The sequence below is a fragment of the Reyranella sp. genome, from assembly GCF_965227665.1.
Taxonomy (GTDB): domain Bacteria; phylum Pseudomonadota; class Alphaproteobacteria; order Reyranellales; family Reyranellaceae; genus Reyranella.
In genome coordinates this window covers 3,315,115-3,334,503 of the sequence record NZ_OZ245767.1, presented here as the reverse complement: position 1 = coordinate 3,334,503, position 19,389 = coordinate 3,315,115, and the positions used below count along the sequence as shown (strand labels likewise).

At 66.9% G+C, this 19,389-nt stretch carries 15 protein-coding genes and 1 riboswitch; of the genes, 9 read left to right on the top strand and 6 right to left on the bottom strand.

Annotated elements, in window-relative coordinates:
* Positions 1 to 11: 11 nt before the first annotated feature.
* Positions 12 to 992, top strand: a complete 981-nt coding sequence (locus ACO07I_RS16050; RefSeq protein WP_422009325.1) for a Bug family tripartite tricarboxylate transporter substrate binding protein — start codon at positions 12 to 14, stop codon at positions 990 to 992.
* Positions 993 to 1,006: 14 nt separating this feature from the next.
* Here ACO07I_RS16050 and ACO07I_RS16045 read toward each other — a convergent pair whose 3' ends face one another.
* A complete protein-coding gene (locus ACO07I_RS16045; RefSeq protein WP_422009323.1) occupies positions 1,007 to 3,799 on the bottom strand; it encodes a [protein-PII] uridylyltransferase in 2,793 nt (930 codons plus the stop codon).
* Positions 3,800 to 3,917: 118 nt separating this feature from the next.
* Between ACO07I_RS16045 and ACO07I_RS16040 the strand changes: the two genes are divergently transcribed.
* The 4 genes from ACO07I_RS16040 to ACO07I_RS16025 all read left to right on the top strand — a co-directional run bounded on the left by ACO07I_RS16040 (position 3,918) and on the right by ACO07I_RS16025 (position 9,230).
* A complete protein-coding gene (locus ACO07I_RS16040) occupies positions 3,918 to 4,259 on the top strand; it encodes a ComEA family DNA-binding protein (protein WP_422009321.1) in 342 nt (113 codons plus the stop codon).
* A complete protein-coding gene (gene mnmE / locus ACO07I_RS16035; RefSeq protein ID WP_422009320.1) occupies positions 4,256 to 5,599 on the top strand; it encodes a tRNA uridine-5-carboxymethylaminomethyl(34) synthesis GTPase MnmE in 1,344 nt (447 codons plus the stop codon). Before ACO07I_RS16040 ends, mnmE begins: the two co-directional genes overlap by 4 nt.
* A 69-nt stretch (positions 5,600 to 5,668) precedes the next feature.
* Entirely contained in the window at positions 5,669 to 8,326 is a 2,658-nt protein-coding gene (ligD, locus tag ACO07I_RS16030) for a DNA ligase D (RefSeq protein ID WP_422009318.1), read from the top strand.
* Between the two features lie 4 nt (positions 8,327 to 8,330).
* Positions 8,331 to 9,230: a Ku protein gene (locus tag ACO07I_RS16025; RefSeq protein ID WP_422009316.1), complete on the top strand. Its 900-nt coding sequence runs from the start codon at positions 8,331 to 8,333 to the stop codon at positions 9,228 to 9,230.
* Positions 9,231 to 9,233: 3 nt separating this feature from the next.
* Here ACO07I_RS16025 and ACO07I_RS16020 read toward each other — a convergent pair whose 3' ends face one another.
* From ACO07I_RS16020 to ACO07I_RS16000, 5 genes are all read right to left on the bottom strand, one after another.
* Positions 9,234 to 10,019, bottom strand: coding sequence for an ABC transporter ATP-binding protein (locus tag ACO07I_RS16020; protein WP_422009314.1), 786 nt, complete (start codon positions 10,017 to 10,019; stop codon positions 9,234 to 9,236).
* Positions 10,016 to 10,972: a FecCD family ABC transporter permease gene (locus ACO07I_RS16015; protein ID WP_422009312.1), complete on the bottom strand. Its 957-nt coding sequence runs from the start codon at positions 10,970 to 10,972 to the stop codon at positions 10,016 to 10,018. Before ACO07I_RS16015 ends, ACO07I_RS16020 begins: the two co-directional genes overlap by 4 nt.
* Positions 10,969 to 11,787, bottom strand: coding sequence for an ABC transporter substrate-binding protein (locus tag ACO07I_RS16010; RefSeq protein ID WP_422009310.1), 819 nt, complete (start codon positions 11,785 to 11,787; stop codon positions 10,969 to 10,971). Before ACO07I_RS16010 ends, ACO07I_RS16015 begins: the two co-directional genes overlap by 4 nt.
* Before the next feature lie 176 nt (positions 11,788 to 11,963).
* On the bottom strand, positions 11,964 to 12,749 hold the full coding sequence (locus ACO07I_RS16005) for a carbon-nitrogen hydrolase family protein (RefSeq protein WP_422009308.1): 786 nt from the start codon (positions 12,747 to 12,749) through the stop codon (positions 11,964 to 11,966).
* Positions 12,750 to 12,819: 70 nt separating this feature from the next.
* Positions 12,820 to 14,748 (bottom strand): TonB-dependent receptor plug domain-containing protein, encoded by a 1,929-nt coding sequence (locus ACO07I_RS16000; protein WP_422009306.1) that lies wholly within the window; start codon positions 14,746 to 14,748, stop codon positions 12,820 to 12,822.
* An 82-nt stretch (positions 14,749 to 14,830) separates the two neighbouring features.
* Positions 14,831 to 15,030, bottom strand: a riboswitch (cobalamin riboswitch).
* Between the two features lie 125 nt (positions 15,031 to 15,155).
* Here ACO07I_RS16000 and mnmG point away from each other — a divergent pair.
* The 4 genes from mnmG to ACO07I_RS15980 are packed head-to-tail and all read left to right on the top strand — an operon-like array spanning position 15,156 to position 19,384.
* Complete coding sequence (mnmG, locus tag ACO07I_RS15995) at positions 15,156 to 17,015, top strand: tRNA uridine-5-carboxymethylaminomethyl(34) synthesis enzyme MnmG (protein ID WP_422018283.1); 1,860 nt, start codon at positions 15,156 to 15,158, stop codon at positions 17,013 to 17,015.
* Positions 17,016 to 17,017: 2 nt separating this feature from the next.
* Entirely contained in the window at positions 17,018 to 17,656 is a 639-nt protein-coding gene (gene rsmG / locus ACO07I_RS15990) for a 16S rRNA (guanine(527)-N(7))-methyltransferase RsmG (protein WP_422009304.1), read from the top strand.
* Positions 17,574 to 18,413 (top strand): ParA family protein, encoded by an 840-nt coding sequence (locus ACO07I_RS15985; RefSeq protein WP_422009302.1) that lies wholly within the window; start codon positions 17,574 to 17,576, stop codon positions 18,411 to 18,413. The genes rsmG and ACO07I_RS15985 overlap by 83 nt, the downstream gene beginning before the upstream one ends.
* Positions 18,410 to 19,384, top strand: coding sequence for a ParB/RepB/Spo0J family partition protein (locus ACO07I_RS15980; protein WP_422009301.1), 975 nt, complete (start codon positions 18,410 to 18,412; stop codon positions 19,382 to 19,384). Before ACO07I_RS15985 ends, ACO07I_RS15980 begins: the two co-directional genes overlap by 4 nt.
* The last annotated feature ends 5 nt before the right edge of the window (positions 19,385 to 19,389 follow it).

Here is a 19,389-nt window from a genome sequence, read left to right as displayed (position 1 = left end):
GGCCGTCTTTCATGAAACTCCGTCGTAGGACCATGCTGGGCGCCGCGGGCGCTTCGTTTCTCGCCGCCCCGTTCATCGGCTCCGCCCTTGCCCAGGATTATCCGAACAAGCCCTTGAAGATGATCGTGCCCTACCCGCCCGGCGGCGGCACGGACGGGCTCGGTCGCATCACCGCCCAGTTCCTGTCGGAGAAGCTCGGCCAGCAGATCGTCATCCAGAATATCGGCGGCGCCTCGAGCACCATCGGCTCCGACACGGTCCGCCGGGCCGAGCCCGACGGCTACACGATCCTGTTCAACGCCAGCCTGTTCGTGCTCGGCAAGACGGTGGTGCCGTCCTGCCCCTACAATCCGGAGACGGATTTCCGCGCGATCGCCCAGGCTGGCGAGGCGCCCCTGGTGCTGTTGGCCAACAACAATGTGCCCGGCGCCGACTATGCCGCCGTGATGGCGGCGGTCGCCAAGGATCCCAAGAAGTTCTTTGTCGCGATATCCTCGGGCGGCTCGGCCGGCCACATCGCCACCCTGGCGTGGCTGAAGCGCATCGGCATCCCGCTCGACCAGATCCTCTACAAGGGAACCGCGCCGGCCAATACCGACCTGATGGCGGGCAGCGTCCAGTTCTTCATGGATCCCTGGACCGCGCTCCTGCCGCTGGCCACGTCAGGCCGGGCCAAGGGCATGTTCGTGACGTCCAAGGAGCGCACGCCGCTCGCGCCGAACATCCCGACGTCCGCTGAAGTGGGCCTCAAGGATTTCAACCTCAGCTCCTGGTATGGCGTGTGGGCACCCAAGGACACGCCGGATGCCGTCGTGAACAAGCTGGCCGCCGGCATGGCCGCGGTTTCGAGCGACAAGGCCTTCATCGAGAAGACGACCTCGCTCGGCATCGTTCCGACCGCCCGCGGCCCGAAGGAGTTCGCCGCCTTCATCAAGTCGGAGATCGAGACGAACACGGCTCTGCTGAAGGAAGCCAACTTCAAACCGGAGTGACGCGCCCCCCAGCGCTATTCGGCGGCCTTCGCGACCGGGTCGAAGCGGGAGTCGAAGTCGCGGATGGCGGCTTCGACGGCCGCCGAAATCTGTTTCAGCTTGTCGGGGTGGACGACCTTCAGGCCGAACAGGTCCTTGACGTAGAAGACGTCGACCGCGCGCTCGCCGTAGGTCGTGACATGCGCGGTGGCGATCTGCAGGTTGAGGCGCGTGAGCGCGCGCGTGACGACGTGCAGGAAGCCTGGCCGGTCGCGGCCGTTGACCTCGATCACCGTGAAGGCATCGGAAGCGTTGTTGTCGATCAGCACCCGCGGCTCGACGGTGAAGACGCGGTCGCGCTTGGGCCAGGAGCCGCGCTGGCTGTCGAGCTCGCGCTGGATGTCGAGACGGTTGGACAGCGCCAGCTCGACGCGCGCCGCCAGCCGCGCCAGCCGCTGCGGCCCGTCAAACGGCTTGCCCTCGAGGTCCTGGATCCAGAACGTGTCCAGCGCCATGCCGTTCGCCAGGGTGAAGATCTTGGCATCCACGATGTTGGCGCCGCTGATTGCCATGGCGCCGGCGAGGCGGGCGAACAGGCCATGCGTGTCGAGCGTGTAGATCGTGACCTCGGTCACCGAACGCTCTTCGTCGACCCTGTGCTCGATGGCGAGCGGCTGTTTGCCCCGTTCGGCGCCGCGCACCAGTTCGGCCTGGCGGACCAGCGTCTCGATCGGGAAGGACAGCCAGTAGGAGGCATAGCCACGGGCGAAATGCGCTTCCTTGTCGGCGTCGCTCCAGCCCGGAAGTCGCTTTCCGACTTCGGCCTGGATGTGTTTGATGCGCTCGGCGCGGCCGCCGCCCAGCGTACCGCCCGACAGGACCTGCTCGGTCGCATTGTAGAGCTGGCGCAGCAGCGCGGCCTTCCAGTTGTTCCAGACGTTCGGGCCCACCGCGCGGATGTCGCACACGGTCAGGACCAGCAGCAGGCGCAGGCGTTCGGGCGACTGGATCAGGGCCGCGAAGGTCTCGATGGTCTTCGGGTCCATCAGGTCGCGCTGGAACGAAGTGGCCGACATGGCGAGGTGATAGCGGACCAGCCAGGCCACGGTTTCGGTCTCGGCCGCGCTGAGGCCGAGGCGAGGTCCGAGCTGCATCGCCACATCGGCGCCCAGGATGGAATGATCGCCGCCGCGACCCTTGGCGATGTCGTGCAGCAGCACCGCGAGATAGAGGACGGGCCGTGACAGGATCTTGTGCACCACGTCGGCCGACAGCGGATGGTCTTCCTTCAGCACGCCCGATTCGATCTTCGAGAGGATGCCGATGGCGCGGATCGTGTGCTCGTCGACCGTGTAGGTGTGATACATGTCGTGCTGCGTCTGCGCGACCACCCTGCCGAAATCGGGCACGAACCGGCCGAACACGCCGGCCTCGTTGAGACGCCTCAAGGTCGTCTCGGGATCGTGGCGCGACGTCAGCATCTCCATGAACAGCCGGTTCGCTTCCGGGTCGTTGCGGAGCCTGTCGACCAGCCGGATGTTCTGCGTGATCAGCCGCAAGGTCGCGGGATGGATGTCGAGGTCGTTCTCCTGCGCGACGTGGAAGAGGCGCAGGATCGCCACGGGATCCTTGGCAAACGAATCGGGTGAGGCGACGGCCAGGCGTTCGCCGTCGAGGCGGAAGCCTTCGAGCTCGCGCGGCCTCAGACTCTGCCACAGCGCGGCGAGCTTGGGCTTGCGGCGGCGGCTGTCTTCGAGCGCGGCCACGAAGATGCGCGTCAGGTCGCCCACCGTCTTGGCGTGGAGATAATAGTGCTTGGTGAAACGCTCGACACCGCGGCTGCCGGGCCGGTCCTGATAGCCGAGGCGCGTGGCGATCTCGCGCTGGAGATCGAACGAGAGGCGATCGTCGGCGCGACCCGTCAGATAATGGATATGGCAGCGCACGGTCGAGAAGAAGCGCTCGGCCCGTTCGAAGTGCCGCGCCTCTTCCTTGGTGAGCACGCCCTTTGCGACCAGCTCGCCGGGCTCGCTCACGCGATAGAGATACTTGGCGATCCAGAAGAGCAGGTGCAGGTCGCGCAATCCGCCCTTGCCTTCCTTGACGTTGGGCTCGACGACATAGCGCGAATCGCCCATGCGATGATGGCGCTGGTCGCGCTCCGCGAGTTTGGCGTCGACGAAGTCGCGGCCGTCGCCCGTGTAGAATTTCTGCGCGAAGCCGCGCTGCAGCTCGTCGAACAGGGCGCGGTCGCCCCACAGGTAGCGGGCTTCCAGCAAAGCGGTGCGGATGGTCTGGTCGCGCTCGGCGTAACGCAAGCTCTCGTCGACGGTGCGGGTCGCATGCCCGACTTTCAGGCCCAGATCCCACAGAAGGTAGAGCATGAACTCGACGATCTGCTCGCCGCGCGGCGTCTGCTTGTAGGGACGCAGGAACAGCAGATCGATGTCGGAGAGCGGCGCCAGCTCGCCGCGGCCGTAGCCGCCGGTCGCGACCACGCCCAGCCGCTCGGCGGCGCTGGGATTGGCTGCCGGATAGGCATGCTGGTCGGCGAAGTCGAACAGGACCCGGATGATCTGGTCCATCAGGTAGGAGGTCGCGATCAGCACCGCCGGCCCATCATTCTTGAGCGGGCCCGGCTCCTCGAAACGACGGCGAATCTCGGCCCGGCCCTTGGTCAGCGCCTCGCGCAGCAGGGCGAGCACCGGCGGGCGGGGCGGCTCGCCACCGTCCGGCAGGTCCTCGACCAGGTGGGCGAGGGCCTCCTCTAGGGTGCGGCGGCGCACGATGCGGCGGCGGTCCGGAATTTCGTCATAGGGCTGGGCCATGGCGGGCGGATACTACAGGGTGCGGGTGGCCTAAAGTAGGCCTCATGAGCGGCGCCCCCCTCTCCCGGTAGATCGTGTGGGTCACGAGCGCCGGCGATTTCGTGCGATAATGGCCGCCATGTCGTTCAAAGTCCTGCTCGCAGCCCTCGCGATCCTGTTTGGCGCCAGCCCGGTTCTGGCGCAGGGCGCGCGCCCTGCCCCTCCTCCGGCGGCGCCCGCCTCCGGGCTGATCGACCTCAACAGCGCCAGCCGCGACGATCTCATGTCGCTCGACGGGATCGGCGAAGTGCGCGCCGAAGCCATCATCCGCGCCCGGCCCTTCAAGGCGAAAACCGAACTGGTCGAGCGGCGCCTGATTCCCGAAGCGCTGTACGAGAAGATCGCCGACAAGGTCATGGCGCGCCCCGTGCCGGCCGCCCCCGCGCCGCGCCCCGCTCAACCGGCGCCCAAACGGACGTGACCGACGCCACGATCTATGCGCTGGGCACGCCGACGCCCACACGCGCCCATCCCGGCGCGCTCGCGGTCGTGCGGCTGAGCGGCCCGCGGGCGGGCGACGCGGTGGAGCAGCTCACCCGGCGGCCCCTGCCGGAACCCCGGCGCATGGTCCTGCGCGCACTTCACGATCCCTCGACCGGTGAGGTTTTCGACAAGGCCCTCGTGGTCTGGTTCGCGGCGCCGAACACCGAGACCGGCGAACCGATGGCCGAACTGCATCTCCACGGCGGGCGCGCCGTCGTGGGCGCGGCGCTCGATGCCCTGGCCCATCTGGGCTTCTGCCGACTGGCCGAACCCGGCGAGTTCACGCGCCGCGCCTTCGAGCACGGCAAGCTCGACCTCACCGAGGCCGAAGGCATCGCCGATCTGGTGGCGGCCGAGACGGCCGCGCAGCGGCGGCAGGCGCTGCAGCAGATGGACGGTGCCCTGCACCGGCTCTACGAGCAGTGGCGCAGCAAGGGGATGCGGGCGCTGGCCCATCTCGAGGCGGCAATCGACTTTCCCGACGAGGATCTGCCCGAGGGGCTGGCGGACGAAGTCAGGGTCGTCATCGCCAGCCTGCAAGAGGAGATCGCGGCCCATCTCGACGATCGCCGCGGCGAGCGGCTGCGCGATGGGCTTTCCATTGCGATCATCGGGCCGCCCAATGCCGGCAAGTCCTCCCTGCTGAACCTGCTCGCACGGCGCGAGGCCGCGATCGTCTCGGAGACCGCCGGCACGACACGCGACGTGATCGAAGTGCATCTTGATCTCGGCGGCTGGCCGGTTGTGCTGGCCGATACCGCGGGCCTGCGCGAGTCGGGCGACGCCATCGAGCAGGAGGGCGTGCGCCGGGCCCGGGCGCGGGCGGCGGCTGCCGACCTGCGGGTGCTGGTTCTCGACGCGTCCGGCGACTGGCGTTCGGAGATGCAGGCGATCCTGCACTCGACCGAAGGCTGGAACGCAGAGCGCGATATCGCCGTGGCGAACAAGGCCGATCTCGTCGCGATCGACGATCCTCTGGTCGTCGCCCTGTCGACCCGGGACGGGACCGGCCTGCCCCGGTTGCTGGCGCGCCTCGAGCAGGCCGCGTCGGCGGCGATGGAGGAAGGTGCCGGGGCGCCGCCGCTCACACGGGCGCGTCATCGCGAGGCGCTCCTGGACTGCCAGGCGTCCCTGGCGCGCGCACTGCAGGCGCCGGAGGTGGCCTTGGCGGCGGAGGATCTTCGACTGGCCGTGCGTGCCATCGGCCGCATCACCGGGACGGTGCGCCTCGACGAACTTTTAGACGTGATCTTCCGCGACTTCTGCATCGGGAAGTGACGCCGCCGGAACGACTCCTGATCGGAAACGTTCAGGTCGCGGCATAGTTCGCGACGCGCGAGGTGGTTCATGCGCAAGGACAGTCTCGCTCCCTATCGCGCCAAGCGCGACTTCAACCTGACGGAGGAGCCGTCGGGAAGCACGTCGTCCGTGCCGAAGTCCAGGCAGCTTCGGTTCGTCATTCAGCGTCACGATGCGACTCGGCTCCACTACGACCTTCGTCTCGAACTCGATGGCACGTTCAAGTCGTGGGCCGTGACCAAGGGCCCGTCGCTCGATCCGAAGATCAAGCGCCTGGCGGTCGAAGTGGAGGACCATCCCCTCGACTACGGTGACTTCGAAGGCACCATTCCCGAGGACCAATATGGCGGCGGCACGGTGCAGCTCTGGGACCGCGGCTACTGGATTCCGGAAGGTGATCCGCATGAGGGGCTGAAGAGCGGCGACCTGAAGTTCACGCTGGTGGGCGAGCGGCTCGAGGGAAGCTGGGTGCTGGTGCGCATGAAATGGGACCGCAAGGGCGGCAAGCGGACCAACTGGCTGCTGATCAAGCACCGCGATGCGTCGGCGCACGAGGGCGACGACGACAAGGTCCTGAAGGATCCCAAGTCGATCGCTTCGGGTCGCACCCTGAAGGAGATCGCGCTGGGCGGCGGCAGGGCGCCGACGCCCTTTATGACAGGCAAGAAGCGCAGCGCCGGCGCGGTCTGGCACAGCAACCGGAAGGACGGAGAGGATCCGGCGCCCGAGCCTGTGCCCGCCAAGTCGAGGTCGAAGAAAGCCAAGGTCAGGAAGATCGCGGCGATGCCGAAGTTCGTCGAGCCGCAGCTCGCCAAGCTGGTCGAGCGCGCCCCGGCCGCGGCGGGATGGGCGCACGAGGTCAAGTTCGACGGCTATCGCCTGCAGCTTCGCGTCGAGGACGGCGAGGCCCATCTGCGTACGCGCAAGGGGCTCGACTGGACCGAGAAGTTCGCGGCCATCGCCCGCCAGGCGGCGAAGTTGCCGGACTGCATCCTGGACGGCGAGGCGGTGGCGCTCGACGCGCATGGCGCACCGGACTTCGCCGCGCTGCAGGCCGCCTTGTCGGAAGGCCAGTCGGAGAAGCTGATCTTCTTCGCCTTCGATCTCCTGTTCCTGGAGGGTGAAGACCTGCGCCCGTTGCCGCTGTCGGACCGCAAGGCGCGCCTCAAGCAGGTACTCGAGGGGCTGCCCGACCCGAGCGCCGCCCTGCGCTATGTCGATCACTTCGAGACCGCGGGCGATGCCGTGCTGCAATCGGCCTGCCGCATGCACCTCGAAGGGATCGTGTCGAAGGAACTTGCTGCGCCCTACAAGTCGGGGCGCGGCGGCAGCTGGACCAAGGCCAAGTGCCGGGCGGGGCATGAGGTTATCATCGGGGGCTGGACCAGCGAAGGGCGTCGCCTGCGCTCCTTGCTTGCCGGCGTCCATCGCGGCGACGGCAAGAGCCGCAAGCTCGTCTATGTCGGCCGCGTCGGCACCGGCTTCGGGGAATCCGTGATGCGCGCTCTCGTCCCGAAGCTGCGGGAGGTCGAGAGCAAGACCAGTCCCTTCGCCGCCGGAGCGAGCCCGCCCAAGGAAGCGAACATGCATTGGGCCCGTCCCGATCTGGTGGCCGAGATCGAGTTCGCCGGCTGGACCGGGGCCGGCAATGTACGACAGGCTGCGTTCAAGGGACTGCGCGGCGACAAGCCAGCCGAGGAGGTCGAGGCGGAAGTCGCGGCGAACCCCGAGAAGGTCGAGATGGCGAAGCCGACGCCCCGCAAGACGTCCAAGCTCAAACGTACGGCGGCGACCGATTCGTCGGGCAAGGCGATGGTGATGGGCGTATCGATCTCCCATCCCGACAAGCCGCTGTGGCCCGACGAGAAGCCGCCTGTCACCAAGATCGAGCTCGCGCGCTACTACGAGGCGGTCGGCGACTGGATGATCGATCACATCGCGGGACGCCCCTGCTCGATCGTGCGCACGCCCGACGGGATCGACGGCAAGCAGCACTTCTTCCAGCGTCACGCGATGGCGGGCTCGTCGCACCTTCTTTCAGAAGTGAAGGTCGACGGCGACAAGAAGCCTTATCTCCAGATCGATCGCGTGGAAGGACTTGCGGCCGTGGCGCAGATGGGCGCGACCGAGCTGCATCCGTGGAACTGCCAGCCCGGAAATCCCGACCTGCCCGGCCGGCTGGTCTTCGATCTCGACCCGGCGCCGGACGTGGGCTTCGAAGCCGTGATCGCCGGCGCGCGCGACATCGCCGCGCGTCTGCGGAAACTGGGCCTCGTGCCTTTCTGCAAGACGACGGGCGGCAAGGGCCTTCATGTCGTCGTGCCCCTGACGGACGACAAGAAGAGTCCCGATTGGGACACGGCCAAGACCTTCACCCGGGAAATCTGCCGCCGTTTGGCGGACGCGGAGCCCGACCGCTACGTGATCAACATGGCGAAGAAGGAACGGACCGGCCGCATCTTCCTCGACTATCTGCGCAACGATCGCACGGCCACCGCTGTCGCGCCGCTGTCGTCGCGCGCCCGTCCCGGCGCCACCGTGTCGATGCCGATCGAATGGACGCAGGTCAAGAAGGGCCTCGATCCGACGAAGTACACGGTGCGCACCGCGCCGGCGCTGCTGAAGCGCAACAAGCCGTGGAAGGACTACGCGAAGTCCGCGCGTCCGCTGCGGGCCGCAATCGAGAAGCTCGTGAAGTCGGAGTAAAGTAATGGCCAAGAAGAAAGCGATGCGACCGACCTGGGAGGGCCATCTAAGACTCTCGCTGGTGACCTGCCCCGTCGCGCTCTACACCGCGACCGAGCGTAGTGCGGACATTCATTTCAACATGATCAATCCCAAGACCAACAACCGCATCCGCATGCAGTCGGTCGATGCCGGCACGGGCGAGCCGGTGGACCGCGCCGATCTCGTGAGAGGATTCGCCGTATCCAAGAACAAGTACGTGCTGTTCGAGAAGGAAGAGCTGGACTCGGTGAGGCTCGAATCGACGCGCATCCTCGACATCGAGGAATTCGTCGATGCCGCCGACATCGATCGCATCTACTGGGACGAGCCCTATTATCTCGCCCCCTCCGGCAGGACCGGCATCGAGGCCTTCTCGGTGATCCGGGCCGCGATGGACAAGCGGAAGAAGGTCGCGCTGGGGCGCGTCGTGATGCACCAGCGCGAACGCATCTGCGCGCTCGAGCCCCGGGACGGAGGGATCCTGCTCACCACGTTGCGGACCCACGACGAGGTTCGCGGCACGTCGGACGTGTTCGACCGCAGCCTGCCGAAGCCGGACGCCCGCATGCTGCAGATCGCCGAGAAGATCATCGAACAGCAGGATGCCAGGTTCGACCCCAGCCGCTTCACGGATCGCTACGAGGATGCGTTGCGCGAGCTGATCGCGAAGAAGAAGAAGGGTCAGCCTGTGGTCTCGGAGGCGCCCGAACAGGAAGAAGAGAAGGTCGTCGATCTCATGGAGGCCCTGAAGAAGAGCCTCAAGGGCGGGAGCGGGCCGTCGCGCGAAAAGGCCGACCGCTTCCTCGAGGCGCATGGCCGCAAGGCCAAGCCCAAGGCGAAAAAAGCGCGGCGCAAGACGACCTCCCGCAAGCGGGCGGCGTAACGCTCACCGCTCCCACGCCACCGGTTGGGGGATACCGTCCACGGTGAGGTGGCGGAAGGTGACGCCATAGGCGGCCTCGATCACGCCGGCCGCCAGGGCAACCGACGGCGGGCCGTCGGCGGCGACCTTGTGATCTGCCAACACGACGATGCGGTCAGCAAAGCGGGCGGCCAGGCCCAGGTCGTGGAGCACGACGATCACGCAGGCATTGCGTGCCGCCTCGGCGCGCAGGATCGTCATGGTCTCCAGGGCATAGGCCGGGTCGAGGCTGGCGACCGGTTCGTCGGCCAGGAAGACCGCGGCTTCGGTTGCGAGCGCCCGGGCCATCATCACGCGGGCTCGCTCGCCCTGCGAGAGCGTGTCGACGGGCCGCTCCGAGAGCCGCATGCCGTCCACCCGTTCGAGCGCGTGCCGTACCGCCTGAACATCCTGCGCTGTCAGGGGCCGGCTGAGATCGGCGCCATGCGGCAACCGGCCGAGGGCCACCAGGTCGCGCGCGCGCAACGGCCAGTAGGCGGATGCTGCTTGCGGAAGGTAGGCGATGCTCCAGGCCCGAATGGCGGCGCCGAGCGAGGCCAAGGGCTGACCGCGCAGCTCGACTTCCCCGGCCGACGGCGTATCGAGGCCCGCGAGATGGCGCAGCAGGGTCGTCTTGCCCGCGCCGTTGGGACCGACGATGGCGGTGACCTGGCCCGCTTCGAAAGCGAGATCGATGCCGTCCAGCACCACGGCATGGTCGCGGCGGCTCACGAGACCGCGCACGGAGATGGCACTGCCGGTCCTGGTCATGTGGCGAGCCAGGCGGCATGGGCCTTGCGCACCGCCCGCACCAGGAAGGGCGCGCCGACCAGCGAGGTGAAGACGCCGAGCTGGAGTTCGGAGGCGGTCGGCAGCAGACGCACCGCGATGTCGGCGCCCAGCACGAGCGCGGCGCCGACCAGCATCGACGGAACGAGCGTTGCCCCCGGGCGGAAGCCGACGCGGGCGCGGATCAGATGAGGGGCAATCAGGCCGACGAAGCCGATGACGCCCGCCACCGAGGTGGCCGCTCCCACCATCAGGCCGACGCCGAGCGTCAGGCGAAGACCGAGCGACTTCGTATCCGCGCCGAGGCTGCGGGCCGTGTCCTCGCCCAGCGACAGGGCATCGAGCCAGCGTCCGACGCCCAGAACGATGACCGCGCCGACGATCATGAACGGGGCGGCGATGGCGAGATAGCGCAGATCGCGGTCGACGATCGAGCCGGCCAGCCACAGCGAGATCTCCTGATAGGCAAAGGGGTTGGGCGACAGCGCCAGCACCAGCGAGATCAGCGCCGCGGCGATGGCGTTGATCGCCACGCCCATCAGCAGCAGCGAGACGGTCCCCGTGCCGGAACGCACGGCGCCCATCAGGAGAGCGACGGCAATCGCGGCGCCGGCGATGCCGGCCAGCGGCAGCGCCAGCGCGAAGGCGGCGGCAAGACCGCTGTAGAAGGCGCAGACTGCGGCGAAGCCGGCACAGGCCGACACGCCGATCACCCCGGGTTCTGCCAGCGGATTGCGCAGCCAGCCTTGCAGCACCGCACCGCTGAGGCCCAGCACGCCGCCGATCAGCAGGCCCAGGGTCGCGCGCGGCAGGCGCAGTTCCCAGACGATGGCCCAGCCGACCTCGTTGCCCAGACGCCACGGCCACCAGGCCGGACCGACCGCCAGCGACAGCAGGAAAAGCCCGGCCACCAGCAGGACCAGCCAGCGATTCATCGCCGCGCCTCCGCCAGGAGTCGCATCACCTCGAAATTGTCCGGCCCGGCGCAGATCGAATACCGGGTCGGTACCGACGCGAGCTTCGCCGTGCCCGCCAGGGCGAGCAACGCGTGATGGCCGACGAACTCGGTGGCCCGCGCCGGGCTTTCATTGGCGCTGCCGTCGAGCACCAGGAGGTTGGGCTGACCCGCAAGGACCGCTTCCAGCGACACGCGGCCGAAGGAGCCGATGCCGAGATCGGCGGCGAGATTGCGGTAGCCGGAGAGTCGCAGAAGCTCGTCCATCAGGCTGCCCTTGCCCGAAGTCCCGCGGTTGGCCTCGAGATAGATCGCCGTGCCGAGCGGCGCGCCCGTCCACGTAAGTCGACGTTGCTTCTCGCGCATGTCGGCAATCAGGCGCCGACCGATCTCCTCGCGGCCGAGCGCCGCCGCCATCCGGTCGATGACGGTCTCGGCCTCCTCGATCGACGTCGCCCACGGCAGTTCGAGCAGGCGCACGCCGGCGCCGCGCAGCAGGCGCTTGAGCGGGGCGTGGCTGTCCGCGCCGAGGATCACGAGATCGGGCTGCAGCACGAGGATCGTTTCGACGGAGTCGCGAACCGGCGCCAGGGTGGCGGCGCGGTCGGCCAGGACGGAGAGGTTGGGATCCTGTGAAAGATAGCTCACGCCCACGAGTTGGCCGGGTGCGGCCAGCCGGAGCGCCATCTGATCGAGGCAGAGATTGAGCGTCACCACGCGCTGCGGTGTCTGGGCCATCGCGGGGACGGCCAAAAAGAGCAGCACGAAGCCTGCGAAGCTGCGAAGGAACGCCATCGTCAAAGCTCGATGACAACCTCATCCTGAGGAGCCGCGCGTAGCGCGGCGTCTCGAAGGATGGGCAACGGACGGGTTGCGCGCGCCCATCCTTCGAGACGCGCTCCTCCGGAGCGCTCCTCAGGATGAGGTCTGTGTTGGGGTGTCGTCAGTCCAATTTGCATGATCTCCCCGCCCTAGGCCGCGCCAGTGATGCGCCAGTTGGTGAGGCGGCGCGTGGCGGGTGTCCAGTCGATCAGCACGATCCCTGGCTCGGGCGAGGCGTGCGAGAAGGCGATCGCGCCCTCGACGGCGGCGACCGATCGGGCCGCATCGAAATCGAGGACATCCTTGCCGGTGCGATTGCAGACGAGAACAGGCCGGCCGGTTGTGGCGGAAGCGCGCTCCCATTCACCGTTCGGCCCGTGAAGGCCCGGGGCCCAGGCGGCGGAGGACAGGAGCAGGTCGACGCCCTGGACCGCGGTTTCATCGACGAGACGCGGCGAATACATGTCGGCGCAGACGAAGAAGCCGACCCGGCCGATGCCCTCTATGGCGAACACCGAGGCACGGTCGCCCGGCGTCGACCAAGATTCGGATCCCACCCGCAAGGCGTTCACCTTGCGGTGCCGGCCCACCACCGATCCGTCTGGCGCGAACAGGACCATGCTGTTGAACAGCTTTCCATCCTCGGCGGCTTCCGGTGTGCCGAGCACCAGGGACGCATTGGTTTCCCGCGCGAGCGCGCCGGCCCAGGCGAACAGGGCGGGTTGCCCCGCTGCGATCCAGTCGGTGCCGATGAGATCGCGGAAGCCATAGCCGCTCACGGCGAGTTCCGGCGTCACGATCAGTCGCGCGCCGTGTGCCGCGGCCCGGCGCACGGCCTGCTCGAGGGCGTTCCTGTTCGCCTCGGGCGCCCCGGGACGGGGAGCGAGATGAAGCAAGGCAATGGGGGTCGTCGAGGCGGCGGTCGTTTGGGTCACGGTAGCGAAAGCTACGCCACCAGCGAAGACTTGCAGCAAGTTTCGCCGATGGCGCCGCCGGATCGTCACCTCAGAACTTGGCCTTCACGCCGAAGAAGGCCTGGAAGTACGGGGCCTGATAACCTTCCGGTTCCTCGTACACCCGGTCCAGGACGTTTTCGGCACGGGCGAAGAGCTGGACCGACGGGATCACGTCGTACTGCGCCGTGATGCGAACCAGCGTGTAGGGCGCCGGGGTCATGAACGCGCCGGTCGTGGCATTGATATCGGTTCGGCTGTTGACCTGCAGAACGCCGACGCCGAACAGGGTGTTCTCCCACGGCCGCACCTCGGCGCGGATGTTGAAGGTGTCGCCCGGCCGGCGCACCAGCGGCTGGTTGGCGTCGACGTTGCGCGCGATCAGGTGTGTGTAGTCGAAATAGAGATCGAACCACTTCAGCGGGCTGATCTGGAGGGTCACCTCGAAGCCTTCGGTCTGGGCGTTGGCGACGTTCTGCATCAGGGCGAAGGTCGGCGGCGCGCACTGGATCAGGTTCGAATAGGTATTGAAGAAGTAGGTGATGCCGGCCTTCACCTTGCGGTCGAAGATCCCCTGCTCCACGCCAACCTCGTAGCCGCGGCTGTACTCGGGCTGGAGATTGGGATTGCCGCCGCAGAACGGCCCGGGACCGAACATCTCGATCAGCGCGGGTGCCTTGAAGGCCGTGCCGTAGGACGCCTTGATCTTGGTGTCCGTCGGTGCCCAGAGATAGGACGCGCCGGCGCGCCAGGTACCGACCGTGCCGAACATGTCGTTCATGTCGATGCGGCCGCCGACGTTGAGGTTGAAGCCGTCGAACGGATTGAGACGAAGCTGGCCGTAGATACCGGTCTGCGCCATCGTCCCCCACGCCTGCGTATAGGGCGTGAACGGACCGATCGTATTCGTGTAGGCCCACTGCCGGTCGTAATCGATGCCGCCGATGACCTCGACCTGATCGATGATCTTCACGAGGTTCTTGAAATCGGCCTGGAGGCGACGACCGTTGAACCAGCTGTCGGTATTGAACGGAAACGGGTTCTGCGGGCTCGCATAGTCGAGATCGTGCCGCGAGATCGTACTGTAATTGACCCCGATGACCGGCTTCCAGCGTCCGTCGAAATACGAGCCTTCGAGCTCGCCGCGCGTGTAGAACTGCGAGGTGTAGCCGTTGGCATTCGGATCTTCCTGACCGACCTGGTCGTAGTTGACCTTGCTGTCGATGTAGCGGCCGTACCAGTTGAACTGCGTGTTGTCGTTGATCTCGAAGCCCAGTCGCGCCGCGAGCGTGATGTTGCGATAGGGATCGATGTCGACGAAGCCGCCGTTCGGCGTGAAGCGGGCCGGCACCGGCGTATCGTTGGGGCTGAACGTGCCGGCGGCCGTCAGGTTGTAATTGAAGCGTCCGACACTACCGCGCACGTAGGCGCCGCTGTTGCTCTGCAGTCGCGTGCCCAGTTCGGTGAAGGCCGCGCCGTTCATCGGCCCCTTGCCGGCCTTGGTGACCATGTTGATGACGCCGCCCATCGCCTGGCTGCCGTACATCGTGCTCATGGGGCCGCGCACGACCTCGATGCGGTCGAGGTTCTCGGTGAGGAAGTTGCCGAAGTCGACCGCGCCGTTGCCGCTCGATGGATCGCTGACATTGACGCCGTCGATCAGCACCAGCACGTGATTGGCGTTCGAGCCGCGCACGAAGACTGAGGTCAATGTGCCCACGCCGCCGGACTGTTGCACCGAGACGCCGGGAACGGTCTTGAGCACTTCGGCGGCCGTGCGGAGCTGCCTTCGCTGCATCTCTTCCTGCATGACCACGGTGTAGCTGGCGGTGACCTTGCTCGGGTCGGTCGGGAAGCGATCGGCTGTCACGACCGTGGTGGGCATCATCGCGTCCGGTTCGGTCTGGGCCTGCGCCGTCAGAGGCGAGGCGAGAGGCGCCAGGAACGGAAGGACGAATAGAATTCGACGGATCGGCGTCATAGACGGATCTCCCAAGACAGAACACGCACAAGGCGCGTCACCGCTCGGTTGACCGTCCCGTTGGATTGTCCCGTCCATCGGAAGAGCGACGCTATCGCCGGCAGGTCTTCTGGCTCGCGGGTCACGGCTCCTGCCCGTCTTCCCAGACTTTCGTCCAGTGACTCTGGGGCAGTCGCTCGCCGCTTACAGCTGCGGGTACAGCTGCCGATTAGCCCCCGAAGGAGCAGCACGGCATTCCCTGTTAGCCTCCGGTTAAGGAGGACCGTCGATGCCTCGCTGTTAGGCAACGCAGCCGCGGCCGTCAAGAATTTGGCGATCCTGAGGCGTGCGACACGCGGGCCCTGTGGCAGGGGCGCTACAGCGGAGTGGACTCGACCGCTGCGGGCTGGAAGCGTAAATGGCGCGGCATGCGGGCCTCTTTATATGATGTCATCGTGGTGGGTGGCGGCCATGCCGGCTGTGAAGCGGCCGCGGCGTCGGCGCGTCTCGGCGCACGGACCCTGCTTCTCACCCACCGGATCGAGACAATTGGCGAGATGTCCTGCAATCCCGCGATCGGCGGGCTCGGCAAGGGCCATCTCGTCCGCGAGATCGACGCGCTCGACGGCATCATGGGCCGGGCGATCGATCGCGGCGGAATCCAGTTCCGCACACTGAACCTGTCCAAGGGGCCGGCCGTCCGAGGCCCGCGGGCTCAGGCCGACCGGAAGCTCTACCGGAGGGCGATCCAGGAACTGCTCGCCGAACAGGCGAGCCTCGAAATCCGGGCCGACGCGGTTGCAGACATTCTCATCGATGCAACGGGCAGGTGTGCGGGAGTCGTCACCGAGTCGGGCGCCGAGATTGGCGCCGGGCGGGTGATCCTGACGACCGGGACCTTCCTTCGCGGCCTCATCCATATGGGCGAGACCCAGATTCCGGCAGGCCGCGCGCGCGGCCAGGGAGTCGAGGAGCCCTCGACGGCGCTGGCGCTCACCTTGCACCGGCTGGGCTTCAAGCTGGGACGCCTCAAGACGGGAACCCCGGCGCGCCTCGATGGCCGGACGATCGATTACGCCTCTCTGGAACGGCAGGACGGCGACGACCCGGCAAAGCCATTCTCCTACGTGACTGGTCGGATTACGACCCCTCAGGTCCCTTGCTACATCACGACGACCACGGCCGAGACGCACGAGATCATCCGCGCCAATCTCCACCGGGCACCCATGTATTCCGGGCAGATCGAAAGCGTGGGACCGCGTTACTGCCCGTCGATCGAGGACAAGGTCGTGCGGTTCGGGCATCGGGATCGCCACCAGATCTTCCTTGAGCCAGAGGGCCTGGACGACGACACCGTCTATCCCAATGGGATCTCGACCTCCCTGCCGCAGGACGTCCAGCTTGCGATGCTCCGGACCATACCGGGCCTGGAGCATGCCGAGATGTTCAGGCCGGGTTACGCGATCGAGTACGACCATATCGACCCGCGCGAACTGAAGTCGACTTTGGAAACGCGCCGTGTCCCGGGCCTCTTCATGGCCGGCCAGATCAACGGGACCACCGGATACGAAGAAGCGGCGGCCCAGGGGTTGATCGCTGGTTTGAATGCGGTGCTGGCAGACCCCTTCGTGGTTGATCGCGCGGATGGGTACCTTGGCGTCCTGATCGACGACCTCGTCTCCCTCGGGGTGACGGAACCCTATCGCATGTTCACCTCGCGGGCCGAGTACCGCCTTTGGCTTCGCGCCGACAACGCCGACCAGCGGCTGACGCCACGCGGACTGAAGATCGGCTGTGTCGGCGGCGAACGAGCGACGATGTTTCACGTGAAACATCAGGCCCTGGACGCGGCGAGGTCGCTCGCAGGCGGTTTGAAGATCAGCCCTTCGGCCTTGGCCAAGCGTGGGATCCCGATCAACCAGGATGGCGTTGCCCGCTCCGCCCTCGATCTCCTGGCCTACCCGGAACTCGACTGGAATCGTCTCGTTGCCGTATGGCCAGAACTTGGTGCCGTAGCGCCGGAGATCGTGGAACAGCTTACCATCGATTCCCGCTACGAGGGATACCTGTCGCGACAACGCGGCGATATCGCGGCCTACAGGCGGGACGAAGCCCTCACCCTGCCCCCAGATCTAGATTACGGCGCCATCGGAAGTCTCTCCACGGAGGTTCGCCAGAAGCTGGAGGCCAATCGTCCGGCGACCTTGGGACAGGCGGCGCGCATCTCCGGTGTGACTCCGGCGGCCTTGGTTGCCCTCCTGAAACATGTCCGTCGGCGGGCGGCCTAGCCGTGGATCCTCTTGCCGATGTTTCACGTGAAACACTCCGCCGCCTGGAAATCCTGGTCGAAACCCTGACCCGGTGGCAGAAGGCCATCAACCTGGTCGGACGCAATACCTTGGAGGGGGCGTGGAAGCGCCACGTCGTGGATTCCGCCCAAGTGGTTTCCCTGATCCCGGCGCATGCGACGTCGCTCGCCGATCTGGGCAGCGGTGGCGGATTTCCCGGCCTCGTCATCGCGGCCATGCGTCCGGACCTCCCGGTCACATTGATCGAATCGGATGCCCGGAAGGCGGCTTTCCTCGGGGAAGCAGGCCGGAAAATGGGACTGGAGAGGCCGCCCACGCTGGTGGTGAAGCGGATCGAGATGGCGCCGCCAGCCGGCGCCGACGTGATCACCGCAAGGGCCCTTGCGCCGCTGGATCAGTTGCTCGCATGGTCGGATCGACATAGGACAGAGAACGCCACCTGCCTCTTCCACAAAGGCAAGGGTTGGCAGGCCGAGGTGGACGAGGCGAAAAAGAAATGGGACTTTTCTCCCGATGCCATTGCAAGCGTGACCGATCGTGACGCCGTCATCCTCCGAATCGGCCCCTATAGCGGCGCCCCAGATCTTCGCGATCGCCAACCAGAAGGGCGGCGTCGGTAAGACGACGACGGCGATCAACCTTGCCACCGCCTTGGCGGCTGTGGGCGAGCGGGTCCTCCTGATCGATCTGGATCCCCAGGGAAACGCCTCCACCAGTCTAGGGGTGGGTCGAAATGAGCGCTCACCCGGATCATACGAGTATCTGCTCGGTTTGAGACCGATGGGTGAGTGTGTCCGACAGACCCGCATCCCCGGGCTCGAGGTCATGCCGGCTTCGGTCCAACTCGCGGGCGCCGAGATCGAGTTGATCGACATGGAGCGTCGGGAGAACCGGCTGGCGGATGCGCTGGCCGCGCCGGAGAGCGACGCCCGGCAGCGTTGGAACATCGTCCTTATCGACTGTCCCCCGTCCCTGGGTCTCGTCACGCTCAATGCGCTGGTGGCTGTGGATGCGGTCCTCGTTCCCCTGCAGGCCGAGTTCCTGGCCCTCGAAGGGATCGGCGCCCTGGGCAATACGATCGAGCGCGTGAAGAAGCGCCTGAACCCGAGGCTCCATATCTTCGGCGTCGTCCTGACCATGGTCGACCGCCGAATGACACTGAGCCAGCAGGTCGTGGCCGATGTCCGCGCCCACTACGGCGAGCAGGTCTTCGGGACGACGATCCCGCGCAACGTTCGCATCGCCGAGGCGCCGTCCCACGGCATGCCGGTGCTGATCTACGACAATGCCTGCGCCGGGTCGCAGGCCTATATTCTGCTGGCGAGCGAATTCATTCGCCGCCGGCGCCTCGCCGCAGAACAGGCAGCCGTACAATGACCCAAGCTCCCAAACCGCGCGGCCTCGGCCGTGGTCTTTCCGCCCTCCTCGGCGACGACGAAGTCGCCGCTGCGGTGACGCCTGCTGCCGCCGCTCCGTCGGCGCCATCGCAACCTGTAGTTGTACAGACGGGGGCGAGTCCGGCCGAATCCGCGCGCCCCGCGCCCAACAAGACGCCCCTCACCCTGCCTATCGGACAGCTCAAGCCTGGCAAAATGCAGCCACGCACCAGCTTCGAGGGCATCGAGATGCTGGTCGAGTCGGTCAAGGAATATGGTCTTCTTCAACCTATCCTTGTGCGCCCGCTACGCGACGCGGCCGATTCCTACGAAATCATCGCCGGCGAGCGCCGCTGGCGGGCCGCCCAGAAGGCCCAGCTCCACGATGTTCCCGTCGTCATCCGCAGCATCGACGACAGGGATGCTCTCCAGATCGGCCTGGTCGAGAACCTGCAGCGCTCCGACCTCACCGCGATCGACGAGGCCCAGGGTTACAAGCGCCTAATCGACGATTACAGCCACACGCAGGAAGACATCGCGCGCATGATGGGCCGCAGCCGGCCGCATGTCGCCAACACGCTGCGGCTTCTCGACCTGCCGCCGGCGGTTCAGGAGATGGTGCGCGACGGCGACCTTTCCGCCGGCCAGGCGCGTACACTGATCGGTGTACCTGATCCGCTGGCGATGGCGCAGCGGGCGGTCGCCGAGAAGCTGACGGTCCGTGACCTCGAGCGCCTCACGAGCGAGACGAAGAAGACCGCCAAAGGGGGCGGCTCAACGTCCAAGCCTGGTGCGCGCGCCGCGGACTCGAAGAGTGCCGACACGCGCGCGCTCGAGAAGCGCATCGAAGAAGCGCTCGGCCTGAAGGCAGATCTCAGCCTTCGCGGGTTGGGAGAACAGAGTCTGCTCACGCTGGAGATCCGCGACTTCGATCAGCTCGACACGGTGGTCGACAAGCTCACGCGGCGCTGAGGAAC